We start from the raw sequence: 22,640 nt of genomic DNA on the forward strand, positions 1-22,640 counted from the left end.
TCTCCCGGGGCGGGCGGATCAATCGGCCGGCTTCAGCGCCGCGGCCTCGGCGCGCAGCCGTTCGCCCTTGGCGTGCGCCTGCTCCTTGAGCCGCTCCTGGAACTCGACCATGCGGGCGCGCAGGGTGGCGTCGGTGGCGGCGAGGATGCGTACGGCGAGCAGGCCGGCGTTGCGGGCGCCGCCGACCGCGACGGTCGCGACGGGCACCCCGGCCGGCATCTGGACGATCGACAGCAGGGAGTCCATGCCGTCGAGGTACTTCAGCGGCACCGGCACCCCGATCACCGGCAGCGGCGTGACGGAGGCGAGCATGCCGGGCAGGTGGGCGGCGCCGCCCGCGCCCGCGATGATGACCTCGACGCCGCGGCCGGCCGCCTGCCTGCCGTACTCGATCATCTCGGCGGGCATCCGGTGGGCGGAGACGACGTCGGCCTCGAACGGGATCCCGAACTCGGCGACCGCCTCGGCGGCGGCCTTCATCACCGGCCAGTCGGAGTCGCTGCCCATGACGATGCCGATGCTCACGTGTACTCCCCGGTCATCAGGTAGACGGCGGCGTGGCGGGCGCGGGCCCTGACCTCGTCGAGGTCGTCACCGACGGCGGTGACATGGCCGATCTTACGGCCGGGGCGCACCTGCTTGCCGTAGAAGTGCACCTTGACGGCCGGATCGTGGGCCATGACGTGCTCGTACCGCTTGAACAGGTCGGGGTCGTCGCCGCCGAGCAGGTTGGCCATGACGACCACCGGCGCGGTCATGGCGGGCGTGCCGAGCGGCAGGTCGAGCACGGCCCGCAGGTGCTGCTCGAACTGGGAGGTGCGGGAGCCCTCGATGGTCCAGTGGCCGCTGTTGTGCGGGCGCATGGCCAGCTCGTTGACGAGCAGCCCCTGCCGGGTCTGGAACATCTCGACGGCCAGCATGCCGGTGACGCCCAGCTCGTCGGCGATCCGCAGGGCGACGCGCTGCGCCTCGGCGGCCTCCTCGGGGTCGAGCCCGGGGGCGGGGGCGAGCACCTCTACGCAGATGCCGTCGCGCTGCACGGTCTCCACGACCGGGTAGCTGACGCCCTGGCCGTGCGGGGAACGGGCGACGAGCACGGCGAGCTCACGCTCGAACGGCACGAGCGCCTCCGCGAGCAGCGGGCCGCCGGCGCCGGCGAACGCCTCGGCCGCGGCCTCCTCCGAGTCGCACACCCACACGCCGCGGCCGTCGTAGCCGCCGGTGACCGCCTTGAGCACCACCGGCCAGCCGTGCCCGGCGGCGAACGCGGCCGCCTCGCCGGGGCCGGAGACGCGGGCCCAGGCCGGGCACGGGGCGCCGATCGCGGTCAGCCGCTCACGCATGACGGCCTTGTCCTGGGCGTGGACGAGGGCGTCGGCGCCGGGGTGGACGGCGTGGCCGTCGTCGATGAGCGCCCGGATGTGCTCGCCGGGGACGTGCTCGTGGTCGAACGTGATCGCGTGACAGCCTTCGGCGAACGCGCGCAGGTCGTCGAGGGAGCGGTAGTCGCCGACGCGGGTGTCGACGATGACCCGGGCGGCGCTCTCGTCAGAGGACCCGGCCAGCACCCGCAGCTCGATGCCGAGAGCGATGGCGGGGGGCTGCGACATCCGGGCGAGCTGTCCGGCGCCGACGATGCCGACGACGGGGCCGATGGGACTGTATGCGTTCACGTGAGGTGAGCATACCGGCCGCATTCCGGAGCGCTCGCAGGTAGAGCGCCCTCGGTGCGAACCGCGCTATAACGGGCAGTCTTCAGGAAAGAAGATGCTGACACGCCACGGTAAGGTACCCCGGTACGCTGAAGTGGTCATGGCGTGACGAGGCGGAAGGGCCGAGCAGACACGTGCGGTTCGTCAAGAGCTTGTACCAGCGGTTCGCCGCCCTTCTGCATGAGCTGACGAAGTTCGGCATCGTCGGAGGGCTCGCCTTCCTGATCGACCTGGGCGCGCTCAACTTCTTCCACCTGGTCGTCGGCATCGGGCCGATGACCTCGAAGGTCTTCGCCACGACGATCTCGACCACCTTCGCGTACGCGGGCAACCGCTTCTGGACGTTCCGCCACCGCGAGCAGAGCGGGCTGGGGCGCGAATACTTCCTGTTCTTCCTGATGAACGGCATCGCGCTGCTGTTCGGCGTGCTGGTGATCGGGTTCACCACCTACACGCTCAAGTTCGACGACCCGGTCAGCCTCAACATCGCCAACATCGTCGGCGTCGGCCTAGGCACCCTCTTCCGCTACTGGTCCTACAAGAAGTGGGTGTTCCTGGAGGCGACCACGCCGATCCCGGCCGAGCTGCCCGCGATCGAGCTCAGGCAGGACCGCTGACCACGCGGTTCCTGTTAGGCGCGTCGGCCGGGCGCAGGAAGACGGCGAACGTCGCCGGCCTCCTCCGGACCAGCTCCAGCCGTCCGCCGTCGGCGGCGGCCAGCGCGCGGGCGAGCGTCAGCCCGAGACCGGTGCCGCCGCCCCCGCTCACGTTCCTGTCGAAGATCTTGGGTGCGATCTCGTCGTCGATGCCCGGCCCCTCGTCGGTCACCTCGGTCACCACGTAGTTGTCGCCGCTCGTCGTGGTGACGGTGACGGTGCCGCCGCCGTGGCGCAGGGAGTTCTCCAGCAGCGTGGCGATGACCTGGCCGAAGCCGCCGGTGGTGGCCAGCGCCTTGAGGTCGCGGGTGCCTTCGAGCACGAGCCTGCGTCCCACGCCGCGGAAGACGGGGTCCCACTCCGTCACCTGCTGGACCAGCACCTGGTCGATCGAGGTCGGCTCGGCCTGGGAGTGACGCTGGCGGCGGGCCGCGGCGAGCAGCTCGTCGATCACCGCCGTGAGCCGCTCGGCCTGCACGATGGCCGCCTCGCCCTCCTCGCGCACGACCTCCGGGTGGTTGGAGGCGGCGACGATCTCCTCCAGGCGCATGGTGAGGCCGGTCAGCGGGGTGCGCAGCTGGTGTGAGGCGTCGGTGGCGAACTCGCGCTCACGGGTGAGCAGGTCGGAGATGCGGGTGGCGCTGCGGTCGAGGACCTGGGCCACCCTGTCGAGTTCGGGGATGCCGTAGCGGTGCTTGCTCGGCCGGGCGTCCCCGGAGCCGAGCCGCTCGGCGATCATGGCGAGGTCGCGCAGGGGCAGCGTGAGCCGGCGTGTCTGCACGATGGCCAGGCCGACGGCGACGGCGAGAGCCGCGACGGCCAGGGCGACGATCAGCAGCAGGCGCGCGTACACGTCCTGCTCGACCTGTGCCCTGTCGCGGCTCACCCGGACGAAGATGCCGCTGTCGGACTCCGCGTCCTCGGTCATCTGCTGACCGGACGGCGGTGGCGTGCCGATGACGGTGGCCTTCGGGGGGTTCCCGCGTTCGAATATCTGGATGTAGCGATCCGGATATTTCTGCTCCAGTTGCTGCGGGTCGAGCGGCGTCTCCTGGATCCGGGCGTACTCGACCTCGCCCACCAGGCGTGTCGCTTCCGCTCTGAGCTGCTGGGCGGCATCATCGACGATCAGCCGGCTGACGACGACGCCCAGGGGCACTCCGAGCAGAAGGACGGCGATGCCCGCGACGAGGAGGGTTGAAGTGAGCAGGCGTCGGCGCATGCCTACTCGCGTTCGAAGCGGAAGCCGACTCCCCGGACGGTGGTGATGTAACGAGGCTTCGCCGCGTCGTCCCCCAGCTTGCGGCGCAGCCAGGAGATGTGCATGTCGAGCGTCTTGGTCGAGCCCCACCAGTTGGTGTCCCACACCTCGCGCATGATCTGCTCGCGGGTGACCACCTTGCCCGCGTCGCGCACCAGCACGCGCAGCAGGTCGAACTCCTTGGTGGTGAGGTGGAGCTCCTTGTCGCCCATCCAGGCGCGGCGTGAGTCGGCGTCGATGCGGACGCCCTGGACCACCGGGGTCTCGGACGTGCCGCGCCGCAGCAGTGCCCGCACCCGGGCGAGCAGTTCGGCGAGCCGGAACGGTTTGGTGACGTAGTCGTCGGCGCCGGCGTCGAGGCCGACCACCGTGTCCACCTCGTCAACGCGTGCGGTGAGGATCAGCACCGGAGTGCCGTGCCCCTCCGCACGTATGCGGCGCGCCACCTCCAGGCCGTCCATCTCCGGAAGGCCCAGGTCCAGGACGATGAGGTCGATGCCACCCGACAGTGCCCTCTCCAGGGCCTGCGGGCCGTCGGGGCTCACCTCAACCTGGTAGCCCTCGCGGCGCAGGGCGCGCGCGAGCGGCTCGGAAATCGAGGTGTCATCCTCGGCGAGAAGTACGCAGGTCATGAGGCGATCGTAGGTCCTTAGGCGATCGTTTCCCGGGCACAGCGCGCGGTTTGACTCGTAGTTGACCTATCTATTGACCTGGGCAAACGCGACTAAATGTCGGTTAGTCGTGATTAAATTACCGCGATACTCGGGGCTAAACCCTTACGTCCCCCAGAAACGCGCGCACCCGCCGGGAGAACCGGCGGGCGGGGGTCGCATTGACGGAAGTTCGGGCGCGGGCGACGGGCTCAGTCGTCGCTGGACGGCGGCTCGGCGTAGCGGGCGAGGTAGAGCTGCTCACCGAGCGTCTGGATGAGTTCGAGCTCGGTCTCCAGGTAGTCGATGTGCTCCTCCTCGTCCTCGAGGATCTCCTCGAAGATGCGGGCGGAGGTGATGTCGCCCTTCTCGCGCATCAGCGCGATGGCGGGCCGCAGCCGTTCCACGACGCCCAGCTCGACGTCCAGGTCGGCCCGGAGCTGCTCGGGGACCGTCTGGCCGATGTGGAGCGTACCCAGCCGCTGGTAGTTGGGCAGTCCCTCCAGGAACAGGATGCGATCGGTGAGCCGCTCGGCGTGTCGCATCTCGTCGAACGACTCCGCGCGGGTGTGCTCGGCGAGTTTCGTGTAGCCCCAGTTCTCCTGCATCTTGGCGTGCAGGAAGTACTGGTTGATCGCCGTGAGCTCCGCGGTCAACTGCTCGTTGAGCAGCTCGATGATCTGCCTGTCACCCTGCATGAAACAAGCCCCTTGTGCTATGCGGTCGTGAGTTCCTCCGACCTTTTCAGCATCGCACAGATCTTTCGTACACACCGGGCGCAGTCGCCCCCGGCGCCCGTGGTGTCGCGTACCTGCTTCGCGCTCTTGGCGCCCGCGGCGATGCAGTCGTGAACCTCGTTCTCGGTCACGGCACGACAGACACACACGTACATCCGGGGCAGCCTCTCAGGGGAACAACTCAGGTAAGGCACACCTAAGGTAGCCCACTGAGGTAAGGCTTGCCTATGTGAGGTCCGCCATAAGGCGGATTCAGTGACCTCGGGTGATCCACTCCTCCAGGTGCGGCGCCTCCGCGCCGATCGAGGTCGAGTCGCCGTGACCGGTGTGCACGACGGTCTCGGGAGGCAGCGTGAGCAGCCGCTCACGGATCGACTCGATGATCGTGCCGAAGGACGAGTAGGACCGCCCGGTCGCCCCCGGCCCGCCCTTGAACAGCGTGTCGCCGCTGAACAGCGCGCCCACCTCGGGCGCGTACAGGCAGACCGCGCCGGGCGCGTGGCCGGGGGTGTGCAGGACCTGCAGCTCGATCCCGCCGGCCTCGAACTTGTCGCCGTCGGCGAGTGGTTCGTACGCGACCTCGTCCCCGTAGACCTGCTCCCAGAGCACCTGGTCGGCGGGGTGCAGCCGGATCGGCGCGCCGGTGCGGCGGGCCAGGTCGGCGGCGGCGTTGATGTGGTCGTTGTGCGCGTGGGTGCAGACGATGGCCCGCACGCTGCGCCCGCCGACCCGCTGGGCGATGGCCTCGGCGTCGTGGGCGGCGTCGATGACGACGACCTCGCGGGCGTCGCCGACCAGCCAGACGTTGTTGTCGACGTCCCAGGTGCCGCCGTCGAGCGAGAAGGTGCCGGAGGTGATGACCTTGTCGAGCATTTAGAGGATCACCACCGACCGCAGCACGTCGCCGCGCTCCATCTTGTGGAAGGCCTCTTCGACCTGGTCGAGCGCGATCGTCTCGGTGACGAACTTGTCGAGCGGCAGCCGGTGCTGCAGGAACAGGTCGATGAGCATCGGGAAGTCGCGGCTCGGCAGGCAGTCGCCGTACCACGACGACTTCAGCGCGCCGCCCCTGCCGAACACGTCCAGCAGCGGCAGGTCGATGCGCATCTCGGGGGTGGGCACGCCGACCAGCACCACCGTGCCGGCCAGGTCGCGGGCGTAGAAGGCCTGCTCGTACGTCTCGGGCCGGCCGACCGCCTCGACCACCACGTCGGCGCCGAAGCCGCCGGTGAGGTCGCGGATCGCCTCGACCGGGTCGTTCTCGCGGGAGTTGACCGTGTCGGTGGCGCCGAAGCCGCGCGCCCACTCCAGCTTGCGCTCGTCGACGTCCACCGCGATGACCTTGGCGGCCCCGGCCAGGGACGCGCCGAGGATGGCCGCGTCGCCGACGCCGCCGCAGCCGATGACCGCGACCGTGTCGCCGCGGGTGACGCCGCCGGTGTTGATGGCGGCGCCGAGGCCGGCCATCACGCCGCAGCCCAGCAGCCCGGCCACGGACGCGGGCGCCTCGGCCGAGACCTTCGTGCACTGCCCGGCGGCGACCAGCGTCTTGCCGAGGAAGGCGCCGATGCCGAGCGCGGGCGACAACTCGGTGCCGTCGGTGAGTGTCATCTTCTGGGTGGCGTTGTGGGTGTTGAAGCAGTACCACGGCCGGCCGCGCAGGCACGCCCGGCACTGGCCGCACACGGCCCGCCAGTTGAGGATGACGAAGTCGCCGGGCTCCAGGCCGGTGACGCCCTCGCCGACCGCCTCCACGACGCCGGCCGCCTCGTGCCCGAGCAGGAACGGGTAGTCGTCGCTGATGCCGCCCTGGCGATAGTGGAGGTCGGTGTGGCAGACCCCGCACGCCTGCACGGTCACCACCGCCTCGCCCGGGCCCGGGTCGGGGACGAGCACCGTTTCAAGTGAGACTTCCTGGCCCTTACCTCGGGCGATGACACCCTGAACTTCGTACGGCATGCCAGCCATCTTGTGTCCAGGAGGGTGATCTCCGCAAGACATGGGGCCGCACCACGCCGAGACCTCTCACCGGCCGCTGCCCGAGCCGCTGCCCGAGCCGCTGCACGGGCTACCGGCCGTCGATGTCGCCGTCGGAGGCGTCCTCCAGGAGCCGGAACAGCTCGGTGCGGACCTCCTGGATCCGCGGGATGTCGCGCAGCACGATCTCACCCCGCTCGCCGGCGGACTCGACGGTGAGGGTGCCGCAGCCAAGCAGCCGCTCGAAGAGCGTCTGGTCGGAGCTGACGGTGTTGACCTTCGCCATCGGGATCTCGTCGGTCGACTTGTTGAGCACGCCGGTGCTGATCGAGAACCGGTGGGTGGTGAGGACGTAACCGGTGTTCTTCCACTGCAGGTACGGGACGAACGACCAGATCGTCATGAGGATCAGCCCGATGACGACGACCGCGATGCGGGCGTAGGAGGCGTACTCCCAGGTGTCCGGGACGAAGTAGATCGCCGCGCCGGAGGCCGCGGCGATCAGGAGGAGCGCGATGAAGGGGACGACCAGCCGCTTCCAGTGCGGGTTGAAGGACCGGACGCGGCGCTCACCTTGTGTCAGGTGGTGGTCGGGAATGGTCATGGGCAAATGGTGCCACCTCGGCCGATCGGCGGCTACGTCGTGGCCCGAACGTGTACGACGTCCCCCGCGCTCAGCGCGTAGGCCCGGTCCTCGGCGCTCACCTGAAGGTGGCCCGACCGGTCGACGCCGGTGGCGCGTCCGGTGAGCACGCTGCCGCCGGGCAGCTCCACCCGCACGTCGCGGCCGACGGTGGCGGAGCGGGCCAGGTAGGCGGCGCGCAGCCCGCAGGCGTCGGCGTCGCCGCCCGCCTCGTCCCACTCGCGGTAGTGGGTCTCGACCTCCCGCAGCACGGCCCGCAGCAGCGGGTCGCGGTCGACGCAGGCGGCCTTCTCCACAGCCAGCGAGGTCGCGGTGGCGACGGGCAGCTCGTCCTCGCTCAGCAGCACGTTCAGCCCGATGCCGATCACCACCCCGCCCTCGACCCGCTCGGCGAGCACCCCGGCCAGCTTCCGCTCGCCGATCAGCAGGTCGTTGGGCCACTTCAGGCGCACGTCCACCTCGGCCAGGCGGCGCACCGCGGACGCGGCGGCCACGCCGAACAGCAGCGGCAGCCACCCGTACGCGGTGACCGGCGCCTCGGGCCTGAGCAGGACCGAGAACGTCAGCCCCGCGTACGCCGGAGCGGTCCAGGGGCGGCCCAGCCTGCCGCGGCCCGCCACCTGCTCCTCGGCGGCCAGCACCGCGCCCTCGGGCGCGCCGTCCCTGGCGGCCTTGGCGAGGTCGGCGTTGGTGGAGCCGGTGCTGTCGACGACCCTGACGCCCGTCCACAGCGAGCCGGGGCGGACCAGGGCGCGGTTGAGCGCCGCCTCGGACAGGGGTGGCCGGTCGAGGTCGTGGTAGCGAGACATCCTCCCATCCTGTCGCATCCGCCTGCCGGACTCCGGAAGGGCCGGGCGGAACCACGGATCGGCCAGGAGCAAGATGGACGCATGAGCAAGCGACTGGATCCGCGCAACTGGGCCTCGTGGCGGCCGTTCGGCCTCGGGCTGCGCAAGCCGAACAACTACCTGGAGCTGATCAAGGCCTTCCGGTCGGTCAAGGGCAACAGGCGCTACGCGTGGCGGATCCTCACCCGGGGGACGTGCGACGGGTGCGCGCTCGGCACCAAGGGCATGCGCGACTGGACCATGCGGGAGGTCCACCTGTGCAACATCAGGCTGCGGCTGCTGCCGCTCAACACGATGCCCGCGCTCGACGTGTCGGTGCTGGCGGACGCCGACCGGCTCGCCGGGAAGAGGAGCGCCGAGCTGCGCGAGCTGGGGCGGCTGCCGTACCCGATGCTGCGGCGCGCCGGCGAGCCCGGCTTCACCCGCGTGTCGTGGGACGAGGCGCTGCGGGTGGCGGCCGGAGGGCTGCGCGACGCGCGCTTCGGCGCCTACCTGACCAGCCGCGGCATGCCGAACGAGAACTACTACGCGGCCCAGAAGGCGGTGCGGGCGCTCGGCACCAACAACGTCGACAACGCCGCCCGCATCTGCCACTCGCCGTCGACGGTGGCGCTCAAGGACACCATCGGGGCGGCGGCCACGACCTGCTCGTATCAGGACTGGATCGGCTCCGACCTGATCGTGTTCATCGGGTCGAACCCGTCGAACAACCAGCCGGTGGCGATGAAGTATCTCTACCACGCCAAGAAGGCCGGCACCCGGATCGCGATGGTCAACGCCTACCGCGAGCCCGGCATGGAGCGTTACTGGGTGCCGTCCAACGCCGAGTCGGCCCTGTTCGGCACGAAGATCACCGATGAGTTCTTCGGGGTTCACCAGGGCGGCGACATCGGCTTCCTCAACGGGGTGCTCAAGCACCTGATCGAGAACGACTGGATCGACGAGAAGTTCGTCGCCGGGCACACCACCGGCTTCGAGGAGGCCCGCCGGGCCGTGTCGGAGCAGTCGTGGGAGGTGCTGGAGGCGCTGTCGGGGTCGACCAGGGACGAGATGCTGCGCCTGGCCAGGATGCTGGGCGAGGCCCGCTCGGCCGTGCTGGTGTGGTCGATGGGCATCACCCAGCACACCCACGGCGAGGACAACGTACGCGCGATCGTCAACCTGGCGCTGGCCAGAGGCTTCGTGGGGCGCGACGGGTGCGGGCTGATGCCGATCCGCGGCCACAGCGGCGTGCAGGGCGGTGCCGAGATGGGGGCGTACGCGACCGGGCTGCCGGGCGGGCTGCCCGTCACGCCGGAGAACGCGGCGAAGTTCTCCGGGATGTGGGGGTTCGAGGTGCCTTCTTCGCCGGGGCTGACGGCGACCGACATGATCGACGCGGCGCACGCGCGGGAGCTGGACGCGCTGGTCTCCTCCGGCGGCAACTTCCTGGAGGTGCTGCCCGACCCCGGCTACTGCCGGGAGGCGCTGTCCCGGCTCAAGCTGCGGGTGCACATCGACATCGTGCTGTCGTCGCAGATGCTCGTGCCTGCCGAGGGCGACGTGCTGCTGCTGCCCGCGCAGACGCGCTACGAGATGGCGGGCGGGGTGACCGAGACGTCGACCGAGCGGCGGGTGATCTTCTCGCCGGAGGTGGAGGGGCCGCGGATCGGCGAGGCGTGGCCGGAGTGGAAGATCTTCACCGAGCTGGCCGCCGCCACACGTCCCGAAATTTCGAGACTCGTGCGGTTCACCGGCACGCCCGCGATCCGCGAGGAGATCGAGCGCGCGGTGCCCTTCTACGAAGGCATCGCCGGGCTGCGGCGGTTCGGCGACAGCGTCCAGTACGGCGGCCGCCACCTCTGCCCCGGCGGCCGCTTCCCCACCCCCGACGGGCGGGGCGGGTTCTCGGCGGTCGATCCACCGGCGCTGGAGCGGCCCGACGGCGCGTTCTCGGTCGCCACCCGGCGCGGCAAGCAGTTCAACAGCATGGTCCACGAGCGCATGGACGGCTTCAACGGCGCGATGCGCGAGGCCGTGCTGATGAGCCCCTACGACGCCGACCGGCTCGGCCTGCCCGACGGCGCCCCGGTCGAGCTGCGCGCGGGCGAGCGCTCGTACCGGGGCAAGGTGCTGCGCGCCCCGCTCGTGCCCGGCAACCTGCAGGTCCACTGGCCGGAGGGCAACGTGCTGCTGGACGAGACGCGCCGGTCACCGCAGGCGCGGATCCCCGACTACAACGCCGTCGTCACCGTGCGGGCGCTTTGAGCAGGCCCGGCCCCACCAGCCGCGCCCGGATCCGCGAGCTGAACGGGCGCACGGCCCGCGAGCGCCGCGACAACCTGGCCACCGAGGAGCCGCTGGAGATCCGGCTCGTCGGGCTCGGCGGGGCGCGCAAGACGGTGGCGATCACCATGCGCACGCCGGGGCACGACTTCGAGCTGGCCGCCGGGTTCCTGCACGGCGAGGGCCTGGCCGGGCCCGGGGAGATCGCGTCCATCGCGTACTGCACCGACGAGGACCTGCCGCCGGAGGAGCGCTACAACACCGTCACCGTGCGGCTGCGCGGGCCGATCCCCGACCTGCCCGCGCTGGAGCGTCACTTCGTGACCTCCAGCGCGTGCGGCGTGTGCGGCTCGGCGAGCCTGGACCGGCTGCACGAGCGGTGCGCCCCGCTCCCGCCGGGCGGGCCGCCCATCGACCCCGAGGTCCTGTACGGGCTGCCGGACGCGTTGCGCGCGGGCCAGGGCGTGTTCGGCAAGACCGGCGGGCTGCACGCGGCCGGCCTGTTCACCGCCGACGGCACCCTTCTGGCGGTACGGGAGGACGTCGGCCGGCACAACGCCGTCGACAAGCTCGTCGGCTGGTCGGCCATGAACGACCGGCTGCCGCTGGCCGGGCACGTGCTCATGGTGAGCGGCCGGGCCGGCTACGAGATCATGCAGAAGGCGCTGGCGGCCGGGGTGCCGGTGGTGTGCGCGGTGTCGGCGCCCTCGTCGCTGGCGGTCGACCTGGCCGCGGAGTTCGGGCTGACGCTGGTGGGCTTCCTGCGGGGGGAGCGGTGCAACGTCTATGCCGGCCATGAGCGGATTCTTATGGAATGAAGCATTCCGTTCTGCTATAGTTGGGGAACAGAACAAGCCGTTCCGTTCTCTTCCGAGGAGCCTCCCGTGATCCGTCCCTTCCGCATCGAGATCCCCCAGGCCGACCTCGACGACCTGCGGGCCCGCCTGTCCCTGACCCGCTTCGCCGACGAGATCCCCGGCGCCGACCAGGGCGTCCCGGTCTCGCGGGTCCAGCAGCTGGTCTCGTACTGGCGCGACGGCTTCGACTGGCGGGCCGTCGAGGCCCGCCTCAACGCCCACCCGCAGTTCGTCACCGAGATCGACGGGCAGGACATCCACTTCGTCCACGTCCGCTCCGACAACCCGGACGCGCTGCCGCTGATCCTCACCCACGGCTGGCCCGGCAGCTTCGCCGAGTATCTCGACGCCGTCGAGCCCCTGTCGCGCCACTTCCACCTGGTCGTCCCGTCGCTGCCCGGCTACGGCTTCTCCGGCCCGACCAGGGAGCTGGGCTGGGACAACCTGCGCATCGCCCGCGCCTGGGCCGAGCTGATGTCCCGCCTCGGCTACACCCGCTACGGCGCGGTGGGCAACGACGCCGGCTCGATGATCTCCCCCGAGATCGGCCGGGTGGACCCCGGCCACTGCGTCGGCGTCCACGTGACCCAGCTCTTCTCCTTCCCGTCGGGCGACCCGGCCGAGTTCGCCGGCCTCTCGGAGGAGGACCAGCAGGGCCTGGCCGTCCTCGACTGGTTCTGGAAGGAGAAGGGCGCCTTCAACGTCCTGCACTCGCAGCAGCCGCAGACCCTGGCCCACGCCCTCATGGACTCCCCCTCGGGCCTGGTCGGCTGGCTGGCCCAGCTCTTCGACGAGGACCTGGACGACGACTTCGTGCTGACCCACGCCGCCATCCACTGGTTCACCGGCACCGCCGCGTCGGCGCTCCGGCTCTACTGGGAGAACGCCCGCGCCGAGCAGCCCAAGGAGCCCACGACGGTGCCGATCGCGCTGGCGATGGGCGAGGGCGACTTCAAGTCGATCCGGCCGTTCGCGGACCGCGACCACACCCGGATCGTCTCCTGGAAGACGCTGCCGGCCCCGGCCCGCGGCCACTACACGGCCCACACCGCCACGGACGCCCTCACCTCGGACGTCCGCGACTTCTTCCTCAGCCTGACCTGACCCCCGGGATCAGCCCGTGTTCTGCAGACCTGCCGCCACCCCGTTGACGGACAGCAGGAGGAGCGTGGACAGGCGGTCGCGTTCGTGGTCGGACGGGTCGCCGGTGCGCAGCACCGTCAGGGCACGCAGTTGCAGGTGTGACAGGGCGTCGACGTACGGGTCGCGGAGCTGGACGGCGCGCGAGAGGACCTTGCGGTTCTCCAGGAGGCGCTTGTGGCCGGTGACCTTCAGCACCAGCCTGCGGGTGCGGTCGTACTCCTCCAGGACCTGCTCGGCGAAGTCGTCCCTGCCGCCGAGCGCCAGGTAGCGGGCCGCGATGGAGCGGTCGGTCTTGGCCAGCGACATCTCGGCGTTGTCGAGCAGCGAGTTGAACAGCGGCCACTCGGCGTAGGCGGCCTGCAGCTCCTCCAGGGAGTCGGCGGCGGCCAGGCCGGTGCCGATGCCGTACCAGCCCGGCAGGTTGACGCGGGTCTGGGCCCACGCGAACACCCACGGGATGGCCCGCAGGTCGTCGAGCGAGCGCGGGGCGCCCAGGCCCCGGCGGGCCGGGCGGGAGCCGAGGCGCAGGGAGCCGATCTCCTCCAGCGGGCTGACCAGGGCGAACCATTCAGGGAAGCCGGGGGCCTCGGTGAGCGCGCGGTACGCCTCCTCGGACGCGCGGGCGACCCGCTCGGCGAGCGGGCGGAAGCGCTCGGCGGCGGCGGCGGTGCGGGCGCCGACCGCCGGGGAGGAGGCCAGCAGGACGGCGTTGGCGACCTGCTCCAGGTGGCGGCGGGCGATCGCCATGTGGGCGTAGCGGGCGAAGATGACCTCGCCCTGCTCGGTGACCTTGAAACGGCCGGCGACCGAGCCGGGCGCCTGGGCGAGCACGGCGCGGTTGGCCGGGCCGCCTCCCCGGCCGAGCGCGCCGCCGCGGCCGTGGAACATCCGCAGCTTGACGTCGTGCGCGGCGGCCCACGCCGTGAGCTGCTCCTGCGCCTCGTACAGGCGGAGGGTCGCGGCGGCCGGGCCGAGCTCCTTGGCCGAGTCGGAGTAACCCAGCATGATCTCCATGCGCCGCCCGGTGTCGGCCAGCCGCTGCTGGACCTGCGGGATGTCGAGCATGCCCGTGAGCACGCGGGGCGAGTTGACCAGGTCCTCGCCCGACTCGAACAGCGGCACCACGTCCAGCGCCAGCGGGCGCGCGCCGAGGGCGTGCGCGACCAGCTCGTGCACGGCGGCGACGTCGTCGGCGGAGCGGGTGAACGAGACCACGTAGCGGGAGCAGGCCTCGACGCCGAACCGGTCCTGGATCCAGGCGATGACCCGGATCGTGGCCAGCACCTCCTCGGTGCGCTCCGACAGCTCGCCGCCCGCGCGGATCTCCTCCAGGGCCGCCGCGTGCACCTGGGAGTGCTGGCGGACCTCCAGCTCGGCCAGGTGGAAGCCGAACGTCTCCACCTGCCAGATCAGGTGCTGCAGCTCCCCGTACGCCTGGCGTACCGCGGTCTTGGCGAGGGAGTCCTGCGCGAGGCGCAGGTCGGCGAGCAGCTCGGCGGGGCCGCGGTAGGCGAGGTCGAGGTCGCGGCTGCGGGTGGCGGCGACGCGGGCGGCGACGAACAGCAGCCACTGCCGGTGCGGCTCCCGGGGCGACCGGGTGGCCAGCTCGGAGACCAGGTCGGGGTGGTGGTCGACGGCGGCGGCCAGCGCGGCGCGCAGCTCGGGCGAGGCGGGGGCGAACTGGGCCGAGGCGGTGAGCGTGCGGCCGATCCGCAGGCAGGCGTTCTCCAGGGCCGTGAGCACGTGCTCGGCCTGGATCTGGATGGCCTCGCGGGTGACCTTGGCGGTGACGTTGGGGTTGCCGTCGCGGTCGCCGCCGATCCAGCTGCCGAAGCGGATGAACGGCCGGGCGAGCGGCTCGCCGACGCTGTCGTGCAGCGCCGCGTCCAGCGACCGGTAGACCTGCGGCACCACCCTGAACAGGGTCTCGTCGAAGGCCGCCATGGCGGTGCGGACCTCGTCGAGCGGGTCCAGCCGGGTGTTGCGGAGCTGCGCCGTACGCCAGAGCAGGTCGATCTCCTCCAGCAGGCGGCGCCTGGACTCGGCCCGCTCGGAGGCGCCCCGCTCGGGCGCGTCGTACTCGGTGAGCTGGTGGCTGACGCGCTGGATGGCGGTGGCGACGGCGCGCCTGCGCGCCTCGGTCGGGTGGGCGGTCAGCACGGGGTGCAGCTCCAGGTCGCGGACGAGCTCGGCGACGCGCTCGGCGCCCAGCTCCTGCACGGCGTGCGCCAGCGACTCGCGCTGCACCCCGTCCTCGGTGTCGCGGCGGCGCAGGGAGCGGATGCGGTAGTGCTCCTCGGCCAGGTTGGCCAGGTGGAAGTAACACGTGAACGCGCGGGCGATCTCCACCGCCCGGTCGATCTCCCACCCGGACACCATCTCGACGATCTCGTCGCCGGACACCTCGCCTCTGCGGGCGGCGATGACGGCCTTGCGCAGGCGTTCGACGTCGGCCAGCAGATCTTCGCCGCCCTGCTCGGCGATCACCTCCCCGAGCAGGCTGCCGAGCAACCGCACGTCTCTGCGCAGCTCGTCGGGCATCTCGGTCACTGCGGCACTGCGATGCTCCAGCCCCTGGTCAATCATGCTTCGAAGCGTATACACCGCTTCCTGGACGCCGCAGAGGGGTCTCACTTATTGGACTAGACCACTGGTCAGGCGGGCTTCGAGACGGCGGCCAGCAGCTCGGGCATCCTGGCGAAGCCGATCCGCGCGCCGAGCCTGCGGCCGAGCACCTCCGCGGCCAGGCCGTAGAAGGGCGCGAGCGCGCACACCCAGAGCAGGCCGAAGAGCATCGGCACGATGAACGGCAGCGTCAGCAGGGAGATGCCGACCATCGCGCCCATGGACGAGGCGAACGCCTGCCCGCCCTGGCCGGGCGCGGCGCCGGTGAAGGCGTTGAGCCGCTCGGGGATCGTGTACGGGATGACGACGCTGGTCACGGCGCCGACGCCGAACCCGATGCCGAGCGCGCCCAGGCCCGCGAAGACCGCCCAGACGATCGCGCCCGGACTGCCGGTCAGCACCCCGGTGACGACCGCGATCGCCACCAGCATCGGCGCCGCGACCAGCGCGTTGGCCAGGTGGCGGCCCGCCAGGTCGACGCTGAGACCGCGCTCGGAGCCGATGGCCACGGCGTTCATCCACAGGGAGCGGCCGTCGATGCCGAACGCGTTGCACATCTGCAGCGACACCATCAGCCCGCCGACGGCGGTGAGCATGATCGGCACACCGGGCCCGCTGGGGCCGTCACCCCGGCCGAACGAGATCGCCAGCACGGCGGTCACCACCACTGCGGTGAACCAGACGACGCGGTAGCGGGGCTCGCGCCGGATGTACTTGAGCTCCTTGGTCACCACGGCCGCCAGCGGCCCGTCGGGCACGATCCGGTCGACGAGACCGCTGTCGCGGCGTACGGTGGCGGCCTCGTTCGACACGTCGGGCGTGACCAGGGCGCGGCTCAGCGCCTTGATCCACAGCCAGGCGGCGGCGACCACCACGAGCGCCACGACGGCCAGCTCGGCCACGCCCACCAGGCCGCCGTCGGCGATCGCGTGCGCGGCCATGCCGGAGGGCGTCCAGCGCAGCACGGCGGCGGTGCCGTGCAGCAGCGACAGCGGGTCGCCCAGGTCGCTGTTGATCAGCAGGTTGGGGAGCTGGAAGAGCAGCACCGCGCCGATCGCGGCCACCGCGAGCACGTCGCGCCCGCGCCGGGTGCGCAGCGCGCTGGAGAGCGAGGTGGTCACCAGCCGGGAGGCGACCAGGCAGAGAGCGAACTGCAGCAGCACGGCCGGCACGCCGATCAGGATCCCGCCGGCGCCGGAGGCCAGCCCGGCCAGCGCGCCGGCGGTGACGATCAGCGTCGCCGCCGGCCACACGCCGGTGGCCGAGGCGGTGAACATGCCCACGGCCAGCCGCGCGGTCGGCAGCGGGAACAGCGCCAGCCGCGCCGGGTCGAGCGTGTCGTCCAGGCCGAACGCCAGCAGTGGCACGATCATCCAGCTCACCAGGAACAGGGTGAACACCACGATGACGATGTCGGCGGCGATCTCCGGCTGCGCCAGCCGGACCAGGCTCATCAGGAAGAAGCCGAGCGCGGCCAGGAACGCGGCCATGACGAGGGTGAAGACGAAGCCGAGCTTGCGCGCGAGGTCTCCGCGCAGGTTGCCGGCCAGCAGGCGGAGCTTGAGCTCGGCGAAGAGGCGGACGGTGGTCACGGCGTGTCCCGCTGCCCGAGCCAGGTCAGCCCGGTGCCGCCGCCGGTCTGCGGGCCGCCGACGAGCTCCAGGAACGCCTGGTTGAGGCTGCGTCCGTCGCGCACCCGCTCCAGCGGGCCCTGGGCGACGATGTGGCCGCCGTTCATCACCGACACCCAGTCGCACAGCCGCTCGACCAGGTCCATGACGTGGCTGGAGAAGATCACGGTGGAGCCGGAGGCGGTGAAGGCGCGCAGCACCTCGGTGAGGGTGTTGGCGCTGACCGGGTCGACGCCCTCGAACGGCTCGTCGAGGAAGAGCACGGACGGGTTGTGGAGCAGCGCCGCCGCCAGGCCGATCTTCTTGCGCATGCCGGTGGAGTAGTCGACGACGAGCTTGTCGGCCGCGCCGGCCAGGTCCATCAGCTGCAGCAGGTCGGTGGCGCGCCGCTCGACCTCCGCCTTGGGGATGCCGCGCAGCCTGCCGTTGTAGAGGAGCAGCTCGCGGCCGGACAGCCGCTCGAACAGGCGCAGCCCCTCGGGCAGCACGCCGATGCGTGCCTTGACCGCGACGGGGTCGCGCCAGACGTGGAAGCCGTCGATCTCGGCGTGGCCGCCGTCGGGCCGGAGCAGGCCGGTGATCATACTGAGGGTGGTGGTCTTGCCGGCACCGTTGGGCCCGACCAGACCGGCGAAGCTGCCCGCCGGCACGACCAGGTCGACGCCCGCGACTGCGATCTGCGGCCCGTATCTTTTGAACAGGCCGCTGGTCCGAACGGCATCCTTCATGAAGCCACTCTATGAGCAGGGTTTACTCTTGCGCGCATGAGCGCTGCTGAACCTGTGCCGGCCATGCCGGACATCCACACCACGGCTGGGAAGATCGCTGACCTGGAACGGCGGCGGGACGAGGCGCTGCACGCCGGGTCCGCCGCCGCTGTCGAGAAACAGCATGCCAAGGGCAAGATGACCGCGCGCGAGCGGGTGCTCGCGCTGCTGGACGAGGGCTCGTTCGTGGAGTTCGACGAGTTCGCCAGGCACCGGTCGAGCATGTTCGGCCTGGAGAAGAAGCGTCCCTACGGCGACGGGGTGATCACCGGTTACGGCACCGTCGACGGCCGGCAGGTGTGCGTCTTCTCACAGGACGTCGCCGTGTTCGGCGGCTCGCTCGGCGAGGTCTACGGCGAGAAGATCGTCAAGGTGCTCGACATGGCGCTGAAGACCGGCTGCCCGATCATCGGCATCAACGAGGGCGGCGGCGCCCGTATCCAGGAGGGCGTGGTCGCGCTCGGCCTGTACGCCGAGATCTTCAAGCGCAACGTGCACGCCTCGGGCGTGATCCCGCAGATCTCCCTCATCATGGGCGCCGCCGCCGGCGGCCACGTCTACTCCCCCGCGCTGACCGACTTCGTGGTCATGGTCGACCAGACCTCCCACATGTTCATCACCGGCCCCGACGTCATCAAGACGGTCACCGGCGAGGAGGTCACGTTCGAGGAGCTGGGCGGGGCGCACGCGCATAACTCCAGGTCGGGCGTGGCCCACTACCAGGCGTCCGACGAGACCGACGCGCTGGAGTACGTCAAGGCGCTGCTGTCCTACCTGCCGACCAACAACCTGGACGAGGCTCCCGCGTACGAGGCCGCCGAGGACCTGGAGCCCGACCAGGAGCTGGACGAGCTGATCCCGGACTCGGCCAACCAGCCGTACGACATGCGCCGGGCGATCGAGCACGTGCTCGACGACGGGGAGTTCCTGGAGGTGCAGGAGCTCTTCGCGCAGAACATCGTCGTCGGGTTCGGCCGGGTGGACGGGCGGCCGGTCGGCGTCGTCGCCAACCAGCCCATGCATTTCGCCGGATGTCTGGATATCAACGCATCCGAGAAGGCCGCCCGCTTTATTCGAACATGTGATGCCTTCAATATTCCGATCCTGACTTTTGTTGATGTCCCGGGTTTCCTCCCCGGCACTGATCAGGAATGGAACGGAATCATCCGCCGCGGCGCCAAGCTGCTGTACGCCTACGCCGAGGCGACCGTCCCGCTGGTCACCGTCATCACCCGCAAGGCGTACGGCGGCGCCTACGACGTCATGGGCTCCAAGCACCTCGGCGCCGACGTGAACCTCGCCTGGCCCACCGCGCAGATCGCGGTCATGGGCGCGCAGGGCGCGGTCAACATCCTCTACCGCCGCGAGCTGGCCGCCGCCGACGAGCCCGACAGCGAGCGCGCCAGGCGCGTCACCGAGTACGAGGACACGCTGGCCAACCCCTACATCGCCGCCGAACGCGGCTACGTGGACGCGGTGATCCGCCCCTCCGAGACCCGCGCCCAGGTCGTCAAGGCGCTGCGCGCGCTGCGCAACAAGCGCGCCTCCCTCCCGCCCAAGAAGCATGGGAACATCCCGCTATGACCGAGCAGTCACGTCCTCACCTGCGCATCGTGCGCGGCGACGCCACGCCGGAGGAACTCGCGGCACTGGTCGCCGTGCTCGCCGCCCGCCCCGCCGCGCCGGAACCTCCGGCGCGGCCCCGGACGCAATCTTGGCGAAACCCTGCGCGAAGCATGCGTAACCCACTCACACCGGGGAAGACGGCTTGGCGGATGAGTGCCCTGCCCTAGATCGATCCCGAGAATCGGGTGTCAAGTTCTCCGGTAGTTGGGACTATCTAGAGAAAGTAGGCGTATATAGTCGGCCGATCAACTAATGCTCCGGCCTGGAGGACATCATGGCCATCCCAGACCTGGTGCCGCACCCTGTGGCAGCGAAGTACGCCGTCCTGGTGGACGTCGGTTATCTCTACGCTGCCGCAGGTGAAGTGCTCCTTGGCGCCAAGGAACGCAAGGAATATCGTGTGGCCGCCGATGAGCTCATCCAGAGCCTTCAGAAACATGCAGAGGAACGTATTTCTGGTGAGCTGTTGCGGATCTATTGGTATGACGCCGCCCGTGACCGCGTGCCCACCGTCGACCAGCGGGTCATCGCCCAGTTGCCCTGGGTGAAGGTGCGGCTGGGCAACCTGAACGCGCGCGGCCAGCAGAAAGGCGTCGACGCGCAGATCAGGAGCGACCTGGAGGCGCTGGCCAGGCACCACGCGGTGACCGACACCATCCTGCTGGCCGGCGACGAGGACATGGTCCCCGCCGTGGAGGCCGCGCAGGCGTACGGGGTGCGCATCCACCTCTGGGGGGTGGAGCCGCCCTACGGCACCAACCAGGCCGAGCGCCTGGTGTGGGAGTCCGACACCGTGGAAGTGATCAGCGCTGATTTCCTGAGGCCCTTTTTCAGCCGTGCTCCGCAGCCCGTGGCGGTCGCCCCGCCGGCGGCGGCGCCGTCGCCCGCCCAGGTGTTCGCGGGCCGCTCGCCGGTCAAGCCGCACGTCAAGCCCGGCCAGGTGGCCAAGCTCGGGCCGAGCCGGCCCCGGGTCGAGGACGTCGGCGAGCACGTCGCGCAGAAGTGGATCCTGACGCGGGGCCGCGACAACATCCGCGACCTGCTGCCCGGCCCCATCCTGCCCACCGTGATCGACACCGAGCTGCTGATCGAGGCGGAGAAGGAGCTGGGCCACTCGCTGCGGCCCTACCCTGAGGCCCGCGTCTGGCTGCGCGACGGGTTCTGGGCGCGCGTCTACCGCGAGTTCGATCTCGGGGTGGGCGTCTCGTCCAAGTAGCTGACCTGGGCCTTCGCGGTCAGGTCCGATTCCCGCCAGTCGGCGCCGGTGAGCAGGCATAATCTCGAAGCATGTCGCCTTTGGAGCTCGACTTCGACGCCTGCTACCGAGCCGTCTCGGCGCGGGACGCCCGGTTCGACGGGCGGTTCTACACGGCGGTGAAGACGACGCGGATCTACTGCCGTCCGATCTGCCCGGCGCGCACGCCGGCCGCCCGCAACGTGCGCTTCTACCGGCATGCCGCCTCGGCGGAGGCCGCCGGGTACCGGCCGTGCAAGCGCTGCCGGCCCGAGCTCTCGCCCGGCGACCCCGGCTGGGACACCCGCGGCGACCTCATCGGCAGGGCGCTGCGACTGATCGACGACGGGGCCGCGGACGAGGACGGCGTCGCCGGCCTGGCCAGGCGGCTGCACATCACCGAGCGCCACCTGCACCGGCTGTTCGTCGCCGAGCTCGGCGCCGGGCCGCTCGCGGTGGCCAGGACCCGGCGGCTGCTGCTGGCCAAGCAGCTGCTGACGGAGACGGCGCTGCCGGTCACCGACGTGGCGTTCGCCGCCGGGTTCGGCAGCGTCCGGCAGTTCAACGCGACGATGCGGGAGACGTACGGGTTCACGCCGAGCGAGCTGCGCGCGACGGCCGGCGGCTGGGCCAGGGTGTCCGCGCCCGTACCCACCGCCGATCCCGTCCCCGGGGCCGCGTCGTTGCGGTTGCGGCTGCACCGGCGGGAGCCGTACGAGGTGGCAGGGGTCTTCGGCTTCCTCGCCGCGCGTGCCGTGCCTGGGCTGGAGGCGGCGGACGCCACCGCCTACAGCCGCAACATGCCCGGCGGGACGATCACGCTCACCGCGCACCCCGGCCATCTGGCGCTGGACGTGACGGTGGACGACACCCGGCAGCTCGCCCGCATCGTGGCACGCTGCCGGCGGCTGCTGGACCTGGACGCCGACCCGGAGGCCATCCGCGACGCGCTCGGCCGGACCTCGCTGGCCCCGCTCGTCGAGGCCAGGCCGGGGCTCCGGGTGCCGGGCACGTTCGACGGGTTCGAGCTGGCCGTGCGCGCCGTCGTCGGCCAGCAGATCTCCGTGGCGGGCGCCCGTACCCTGCTGGGCCGCGTCGTGGCGCGGGCGGGCTCGGACGGGCGGCTGTTCCCCACCGCGGCCGAGCTGCTCGACGCTGACCTGACCGGCCTCGGGCTGACCGGCAGGCGCGTCACCACCCTGAAAGAGCTGGCCGCCCGCGTGGCCGGCGGACTGATCGACCTCGACGGCGCGCAGGAGCCCGCCGAGGCGGTCAAGGAACTGCTCGCGGTCCCCGGCATCGGCCCGTGGACCGCCGGCTACATCGCCCTGCGCGCGCTGCGCGACCCCGACGCCTGGCCCACCGGAGACCTGGTGCTGGACCGGCGCATGGCCGAGCTGGGCATCCCGAAGGATCACCTTGAGCGGTGGCGGCCCTGGCGGGCCTACGCCGCCCTGCACCTCTGGAGTCATCGATGATCGACGCTCAGGTCCTGCCCACCCCGGCGGGCGAACTGTCCGTGCTGGTTCGCGACGGCGTGCTCGTCGCGGGCGGCTTCACCGGCGAGCCCAAGGAGATGTTCGTCAGGCTCGCCCCCGCCCTCCAGGCCGAGGGCATGACCGTGGTCGACGACCTCGGTCCGGTGTCGCGGGCGGTGCGCGACTACTTCGCCGGCGACCTCGACGCCCTGGACGCGGTCCCTGTCGAGCAGCCGGGCTCGCTCCGGCGCAAGGCGCTCCACCAGGCCCTGCGCGAGGTCAAGGCGGGCACCACGGTCACCTACGCGGAGCTGGCCGAACGGGCGGGGATGCCCAGGTCGGCGGCCAGGGCGGCGGGCGGAGCCTGCGCCCAGAACCTGATCGCCCCGTTCGTGCCCTGCCACCGCGTCCTGCCCAGCACGGGCGGCTTCGGCGGCTACTACTACGGCGTCGCCGTCAAGGAGTGGCTGCTCGCCCACGAGTCCGGACGTCACCGACCGCGTGACTGACCGCGTGACTGATTACCGGGC

General features: G+C 71.2%; 22 protein-coding genes. 9 read left to right on the forward strand and 13 right to left on the reverse strand.

Annotation, left to right across the window (positions count from 1 at the left end; all coding sequences use genetic code 11):
- Positions 1-18: 18 nt before the first annotated feature.
- Together purE and KME79_RS06045 are read right to left on the reverse strand one after the other, a co-directional pair.
- Complete coding sequence (gene purE, locus KME79_RS06040; protein WP_219543700.1) at positions 19-507, reverse strand: 5-(carboxyamino)imidazole ribonucleotide mutase; 489 nt, start codon at positions 505-507, stop codon at positions 19-21.
- A 14-nt stretch (positions 508-521) separates the two neighbouring features.
- On the reverse strand, positions 522-1,673 hold the full coding sequence (locus KME79_RS06045; protein WP_308248809.1) for a 5-(carboxyamino)imidazole ribonucleotide synthase: 1,152 nt from the start codon (positions 1,671-1,673) through the stop codon (positions 522-524).
- 173 nt (positions 1,674-1,846) lie between these two features.
- Between KME79_RS06045 and KME79_RS06050 the strand changes: the two genes are divergently transcribed.
- Positions 1,847-2,329: a GtrA family protein gene (locus tag KME79_RS06050; RefSeq protein ID WP_148037024.1), complete on the forward strand. Its 483-nt coding sequence runs from the start codon at positions 1,847-1,849 to the stop codon at positions 2,327-2,329.
- Here KME79_RS06050 and KME79_RS06055 read toward each other — a convergent pair.
- The 8 genes from KME79_RS06055 to KME79_RS06090 all read right to left on the reverse strand — a co-directional run bounded on the left by KME79_RS06055 (position 2,313) and on the right by KME79_RS06090 (position 8,445).
- Positions 2,313-3,590 carry an ATP-binding protein gene (locus KME79_RS06055; protein ID WP_219543619.1) on the reverse strand — a complete coding sequence of 426 codons (1,278 nt, stop codon included), beginning with the start codon at positions 3,588-3,590 and terminating at the stop codon, positions 2,313-2,315. The two genes, KME79_RS06050 and KME79_RS06055, sit on opposite strands and share 17 nt — an antisense overlap.
- A 2-nt stretch (positions 3,591-3,592) precedes the next feature.
- Positions 3,593-4,261 (reverse strand): response regulator transcription factor, encoded by a 669-nt coding sequence (locus tag KME79_RS06060; protein ID WP_012888073.1) that lies wholly within the window; start codon positions 4,259-4,261, stop codon positions 3,593-3,595.
- A gap of 230 nt (positions 4,262-4,491) precedes the next feature.
- Positions 4,492-4,977 carry a bacterioferritin gene (gene bfr, locus KME79_RS06065; protein WP_148037022.1) on the reverse strand — a complete coding sequence of 162 codons (486 nt, stop codon included), beginning with the start codon at positions 4,975-4,977 and terminating at the stop codon, positions 4,492-4,494.
- Positions 4,978-4,994: 17 nt separating this feature from the next.
- On the reverse strand, positions 4,995-5,171 hold the full coding sequence (locus tag KME79_RS06070) for a (2Fe-2S)-binding protein (RefSeq protein ID WP_148037021.1): 177 nt from the start codon (positions 5,169-5,171) through the stop codon (positions 4,995-4,997).
- 97 nt (positions 5,172-5,268) lie between these two features.
- Positions 5,269-5,889, reverse strand: a complete 621-nt coding sequence (locus KME79_RS06075) for an MBL fold metallo-hydrolase (RefSeq protein ID WP_219543620.1) — start codon at positions 5,887-5,889, stop codon at positions 5,269-5,271.
- Complete coding sequence (locus KME79_RS06080) at positions 5,890-6,975, reverse strand: S-(hydroxymethyl)mycothiol dehydrogenase (RefSeq protein ID WP_219543621.1); 1,086 nt, start codon at positions 6,973-6,975, stop codon at positions 5,890-5,892.
- A gap of 109 nt (positions 6,976-7,084) precedes the next feature.
- A complete protein-coding gene (locus KME79_RS06085; RefSeq protein ID WP_219543622.1) occupies positions 7,085-7,597 on the reverse strand; it encodes a PH domain-containing protein in 513 nt (170 codons plus the stop codon).
- A 32-nt stretch (positions 7,598-7,629) separates the two neighbouring features.
- Positions 7,630-8,445: a biotin--[acetyl-CoA-carboxylase] ligase gene (locus KME79_RS06090; protein ID WP_148037017.1), complete on the reverse strand. Its 816-nt coding sequence runs from the start codon at positions 8,443-8,445 to the stop codon at positions 7,630-7,632.
- Positions 8,446-8,526: 81 nt separating this feature from the next.
- Between KME79_RS06090 and KME79_RS06095 the strand changes: the two genes are divergently transcribed.
- The 3 genes from KME79_RS06095 (at position 8,527) to KME79_RS06105 (ending at position 12,710) form a co-directional block, all read left to right on the forward strand.
- Positions 8,527-10,731, forward strand: a complete 2,205-nt coding sequence (locus tag KME79_RS06095; RefSeq protein WP_219543623.1) for an FdhF/YdeP family oxidoreductase — start codon at positions 8,527-8,529, stop codon at positions 10,729-10,731.
- On the forward strand, positions 10,728-11,567 hold the full coding sequence (fdhD, locus tag KME79_RS06100) for a formate dehydrogenase accessory sulfurtransferase FdhD (protein WP_219543624.1): 840 nt from the start codon (positions 10,728-10,730) through the stop codon (positions 11,565-11,567). The genes KME79_RS06095 and fdhD overlap by 4 nt, the downstream gene beginning before the upstream one ends.
- A gap of 66 nt (positions 11,568-11,633) precedes the next feature.
- The gene (locus KME79_RS06105; protein ID WP_219543625.1) at positions 11,634-12,710 is read left to right on the forward strand and encodes an epoxide hydrolase family protein; all 1,077 of its coding nucleotides are present in this window, start codon (positions 11,634-11,636) and stop codon (positions 12,708-12,710) included.
- A 9-nt stretch (positions 12,711-12,719) separates the two neighbouring features.
- Here KME79_RS06105 and KME79_RS06110 read toward each other — a convergent pair whose 3' ends face one another.
- From KME79_RS06110 to KME79_RS06120, 3 genes are all read right to left on the reverse strand, one after another.
- Positions 12,720-15,335, reverse strand: a complete 2,616-nt coding sequence (locus KME79_RS06110; protein WP_246639346.1) for a phosphoenolpyruvate carboxylase — start codon at positions 15,333-15,335, stop codon at positions 12,720-12,722.
- A gap of 68 nt (positions 15,336-15,403) precedes the next feature.
- Positions 15,404-16,966 (reverse strand): hypothetical protein, encoded by a 1,563-nt coding sequence (locus tag KME79_RS06115; RefSeq protein WP_219543626.1) that lies wholly within the window; start codon positions 16,964-16,966, stop codon positions 15,404-15,406.
- Entirely contained in the window at positions 16,963-17,733 is a 771-nt protein-coding gene (locus tag KME79_RS06120; RefSeq protein WP_148037011.1) for an ABC transporter ATP-binding protein, read from the reverse strand. The genes KME79_RS06115 and KME79_RS06120 overlap by 4 nt, the downstream gene beginning before the upstream one ends.
- 36 nt (positions 17,734-17,769) lie before the next feature.
- On the opposite strand from KME79_RS06120, the gene KME79_RS06125 reads away from it, so the two are divergent.
- From KME79_RS06125 to KME79_RS06145, 5 genes are all read left to right on the forward strand, one after another.
- Positions 17,770-19,356, forward strand: coding sequence for an acyl-CoA carboxylase subunit beta (locus KME79_RS06125; RefSeq protein ID WP_148037010.1), 1,587 nt, complete (start codon positions 17,770-17,772; stop codon positions 19,354-19,356).
- A complete protein-coding gene (locus tag KME79_RS06130) occupies positions 19,353-19,565 on the forward strand; it encodes an acyl-CoA carboxylase subunit epsilon (RefSeq protein WP_148037009.1) in 213 nt (70 codons plus the stop codon). The genes KME79_RS06125 and KME79_RS06130 overlap by 4 nt, the downstream gene beginning before the upstream one ends.
- A gap of 107 nt (positions 19,566-19,672) precedes the next feature.
- Positions 19,673-20,614, forward strand: coding sequence for an NYN domain-containing protein (locus KME79_RS06135; RefSeq protein WP_148037008.1), 942 nt, complete (start codon positions 19,673-19,675; stop codon positions 20,612-20,614).
- A 71-nt stretch (positions 20,615-20,685) separates the two neighbouring features.
- Positions 20,686-22,110 carry an AlkA N-terminal domain-containing protein gene (locus KME79_RS06140; RefSeq protein WP_271280475.1) on the forward strand — a complete coding sequence of 475 codons (1,425 nt, stop codon included), beginning with the start codon at positions 20,686-20,688 and terminating at the stop codon, positions 22,108-22,110.
- On the forward strand, positions 22,107-22,619 hold the full coding sequence (locus tag KME79_RS06145; RefSeq protein ID WP_219543627.1) for a methylated-DNA--[protein]-cysteine S-methyltransferase: 513 nt from the start codon (positions 22,107-22,109) through the stop codon (positions 22,617-22,619). The genes KME79_RS06140 and KME79_RS06145 overlap by 4 nt, the downstream gene beginning before the upstream one ends.
- Positions 22,620-22,640 lie beyond the last annotated feature (21 nt).

Origin of the sequence: Nonomuraea harbinensis, from assembly GCF_019396385.1 — a bacterium.
Lineage (GTDB): Bacteria > Actinomycetota > Actinomycetes > Streptosporangiales > Streptosporangiaceae > Nonomuraea > Nonomuraea ferruginea.

Excerpts from the sequence above, each read along its gene's own strand:
- purE (WP_219543700.1), bottom strand. The coding sequence starts at position 507 with ATGGGCAGCGACTCCGACTGGCCGGTGATGAAGGCCGCCGCCGAGGCG.
- KME79_RS06055 (WP_219543619.1), bottom strand. The coding sequence starts at position 3,590 with ATGCGCCGACGCCTGCTCACTTCAACCCTCCTCGTCGCGGGCATCGCC.
- KME79_RS06060 (WP_012888073.1), bottom strand. The coding sequence starts at position 4,261 with ATGACCTGCGTACTTCTCGCCGAGGATGACACCTCGATTTCCGAGCCG.
- bfr (WP_148037022.1), bottom strand. The coding sequence starts at position 4,977 with ATGCAGGGTGACAGGCAGATCATCGAGCTGCTCAACGAGCAGTTGACC.
- KME79_RS06070 (WP_148037021.1), bottom strand. The coding sequence starts at position 5,171 with ATGTACGTGTGTGTCTGTCGTGCCGTGACCGAGAACGAGGTTCACGAC.
- KME79_RS06075 (WP_219543620.1), bottom strand. The coding sequence starts at position 5,889 with ATGCTCGACAAGGTCATCACCTCCGGCACCTTCTCGCTCGACGGCGGC.
- KME79_RS06080 (WP_219543621.1), bottom strand. The coding sequence starts at position 6,975 with ATGCCGTACGAAGTTCAGGGTGTCATCGCCCGAGGTAAGGGCCAGGAA.
- KME79_RS06085 (WP_219543622.1), bottom strand. The coding sequence starts at position 7,597 with ATGACCATTCCCGACCACCACCTGACACAAGGTGAGCGCCGCGTCCGG.
- KME79_RS06090 (WP_148037017.1), bottom strand. The coding sequence starts at position 8,445 with ATGTCTCGCTACCACGACCTCGACCGGCCACCCCTGTCCGAGGCGGCG.
- KME79_RS06095 (WP_219543623.1), top strand. The coding sequence starts at position 8,527 with ATGAGCAAGCGACTGGATCCGCGCAACTGGGCCTCGTGGCGGCCGTTC.
- KME79_RS06110 (WP_246639346.1), bottom strand. The coding sequence starts at position 15,335 with ATGATTGACCAGGGGCTGGAGCATCGCAGTGCCGCAGTGACCGAGATG.
- KME79_RS06120 (WP_148037011.1), bottom strand. The coding sequence starts at position 17,733 with ATGAAGGATGCCGTTCGGACCAGCGGCCTGTTCAAAAGATACGGGCCG.
- KME79_RS06125 (WP_148037010.1), top strand. The coding sequence starts at position 17,770 with ATGAGCGCTGCTGAACCTGTGCCGGCCATGCCGGACATCCACACCACG.
- KME79_RS06130 (WP_148037009.1), top strand. The coding sequence starts at position 19,353 with ATGACCGAGCAGTCACGTCCTCACCTGCGCATCGTGCGCGGCGACGCC.
- KME79_RS06135 (WP_148037008.1), top strand. The coding sequence starts at position 19,673 with ATGGCCATCCCAGACCTGGTGCCGCACCCTGTGGCAGCGAAGTACGCC.
- KME79_RS06140 (WP_271280475.1), top strand. The coding sequence starts at position 20,686 with ATGTCGCCTTTGGAGCTCGACTTCGACGCCTGCTACCGAGCCGTCTCG.
- KME79_RS06145 (WP_219543627.1), top strand. The coding sequence starts at position 22,107 with ATGATCGACGCTCAGGTCCTGCCCACCCCGGCGGGCGAACTGTCCGTG.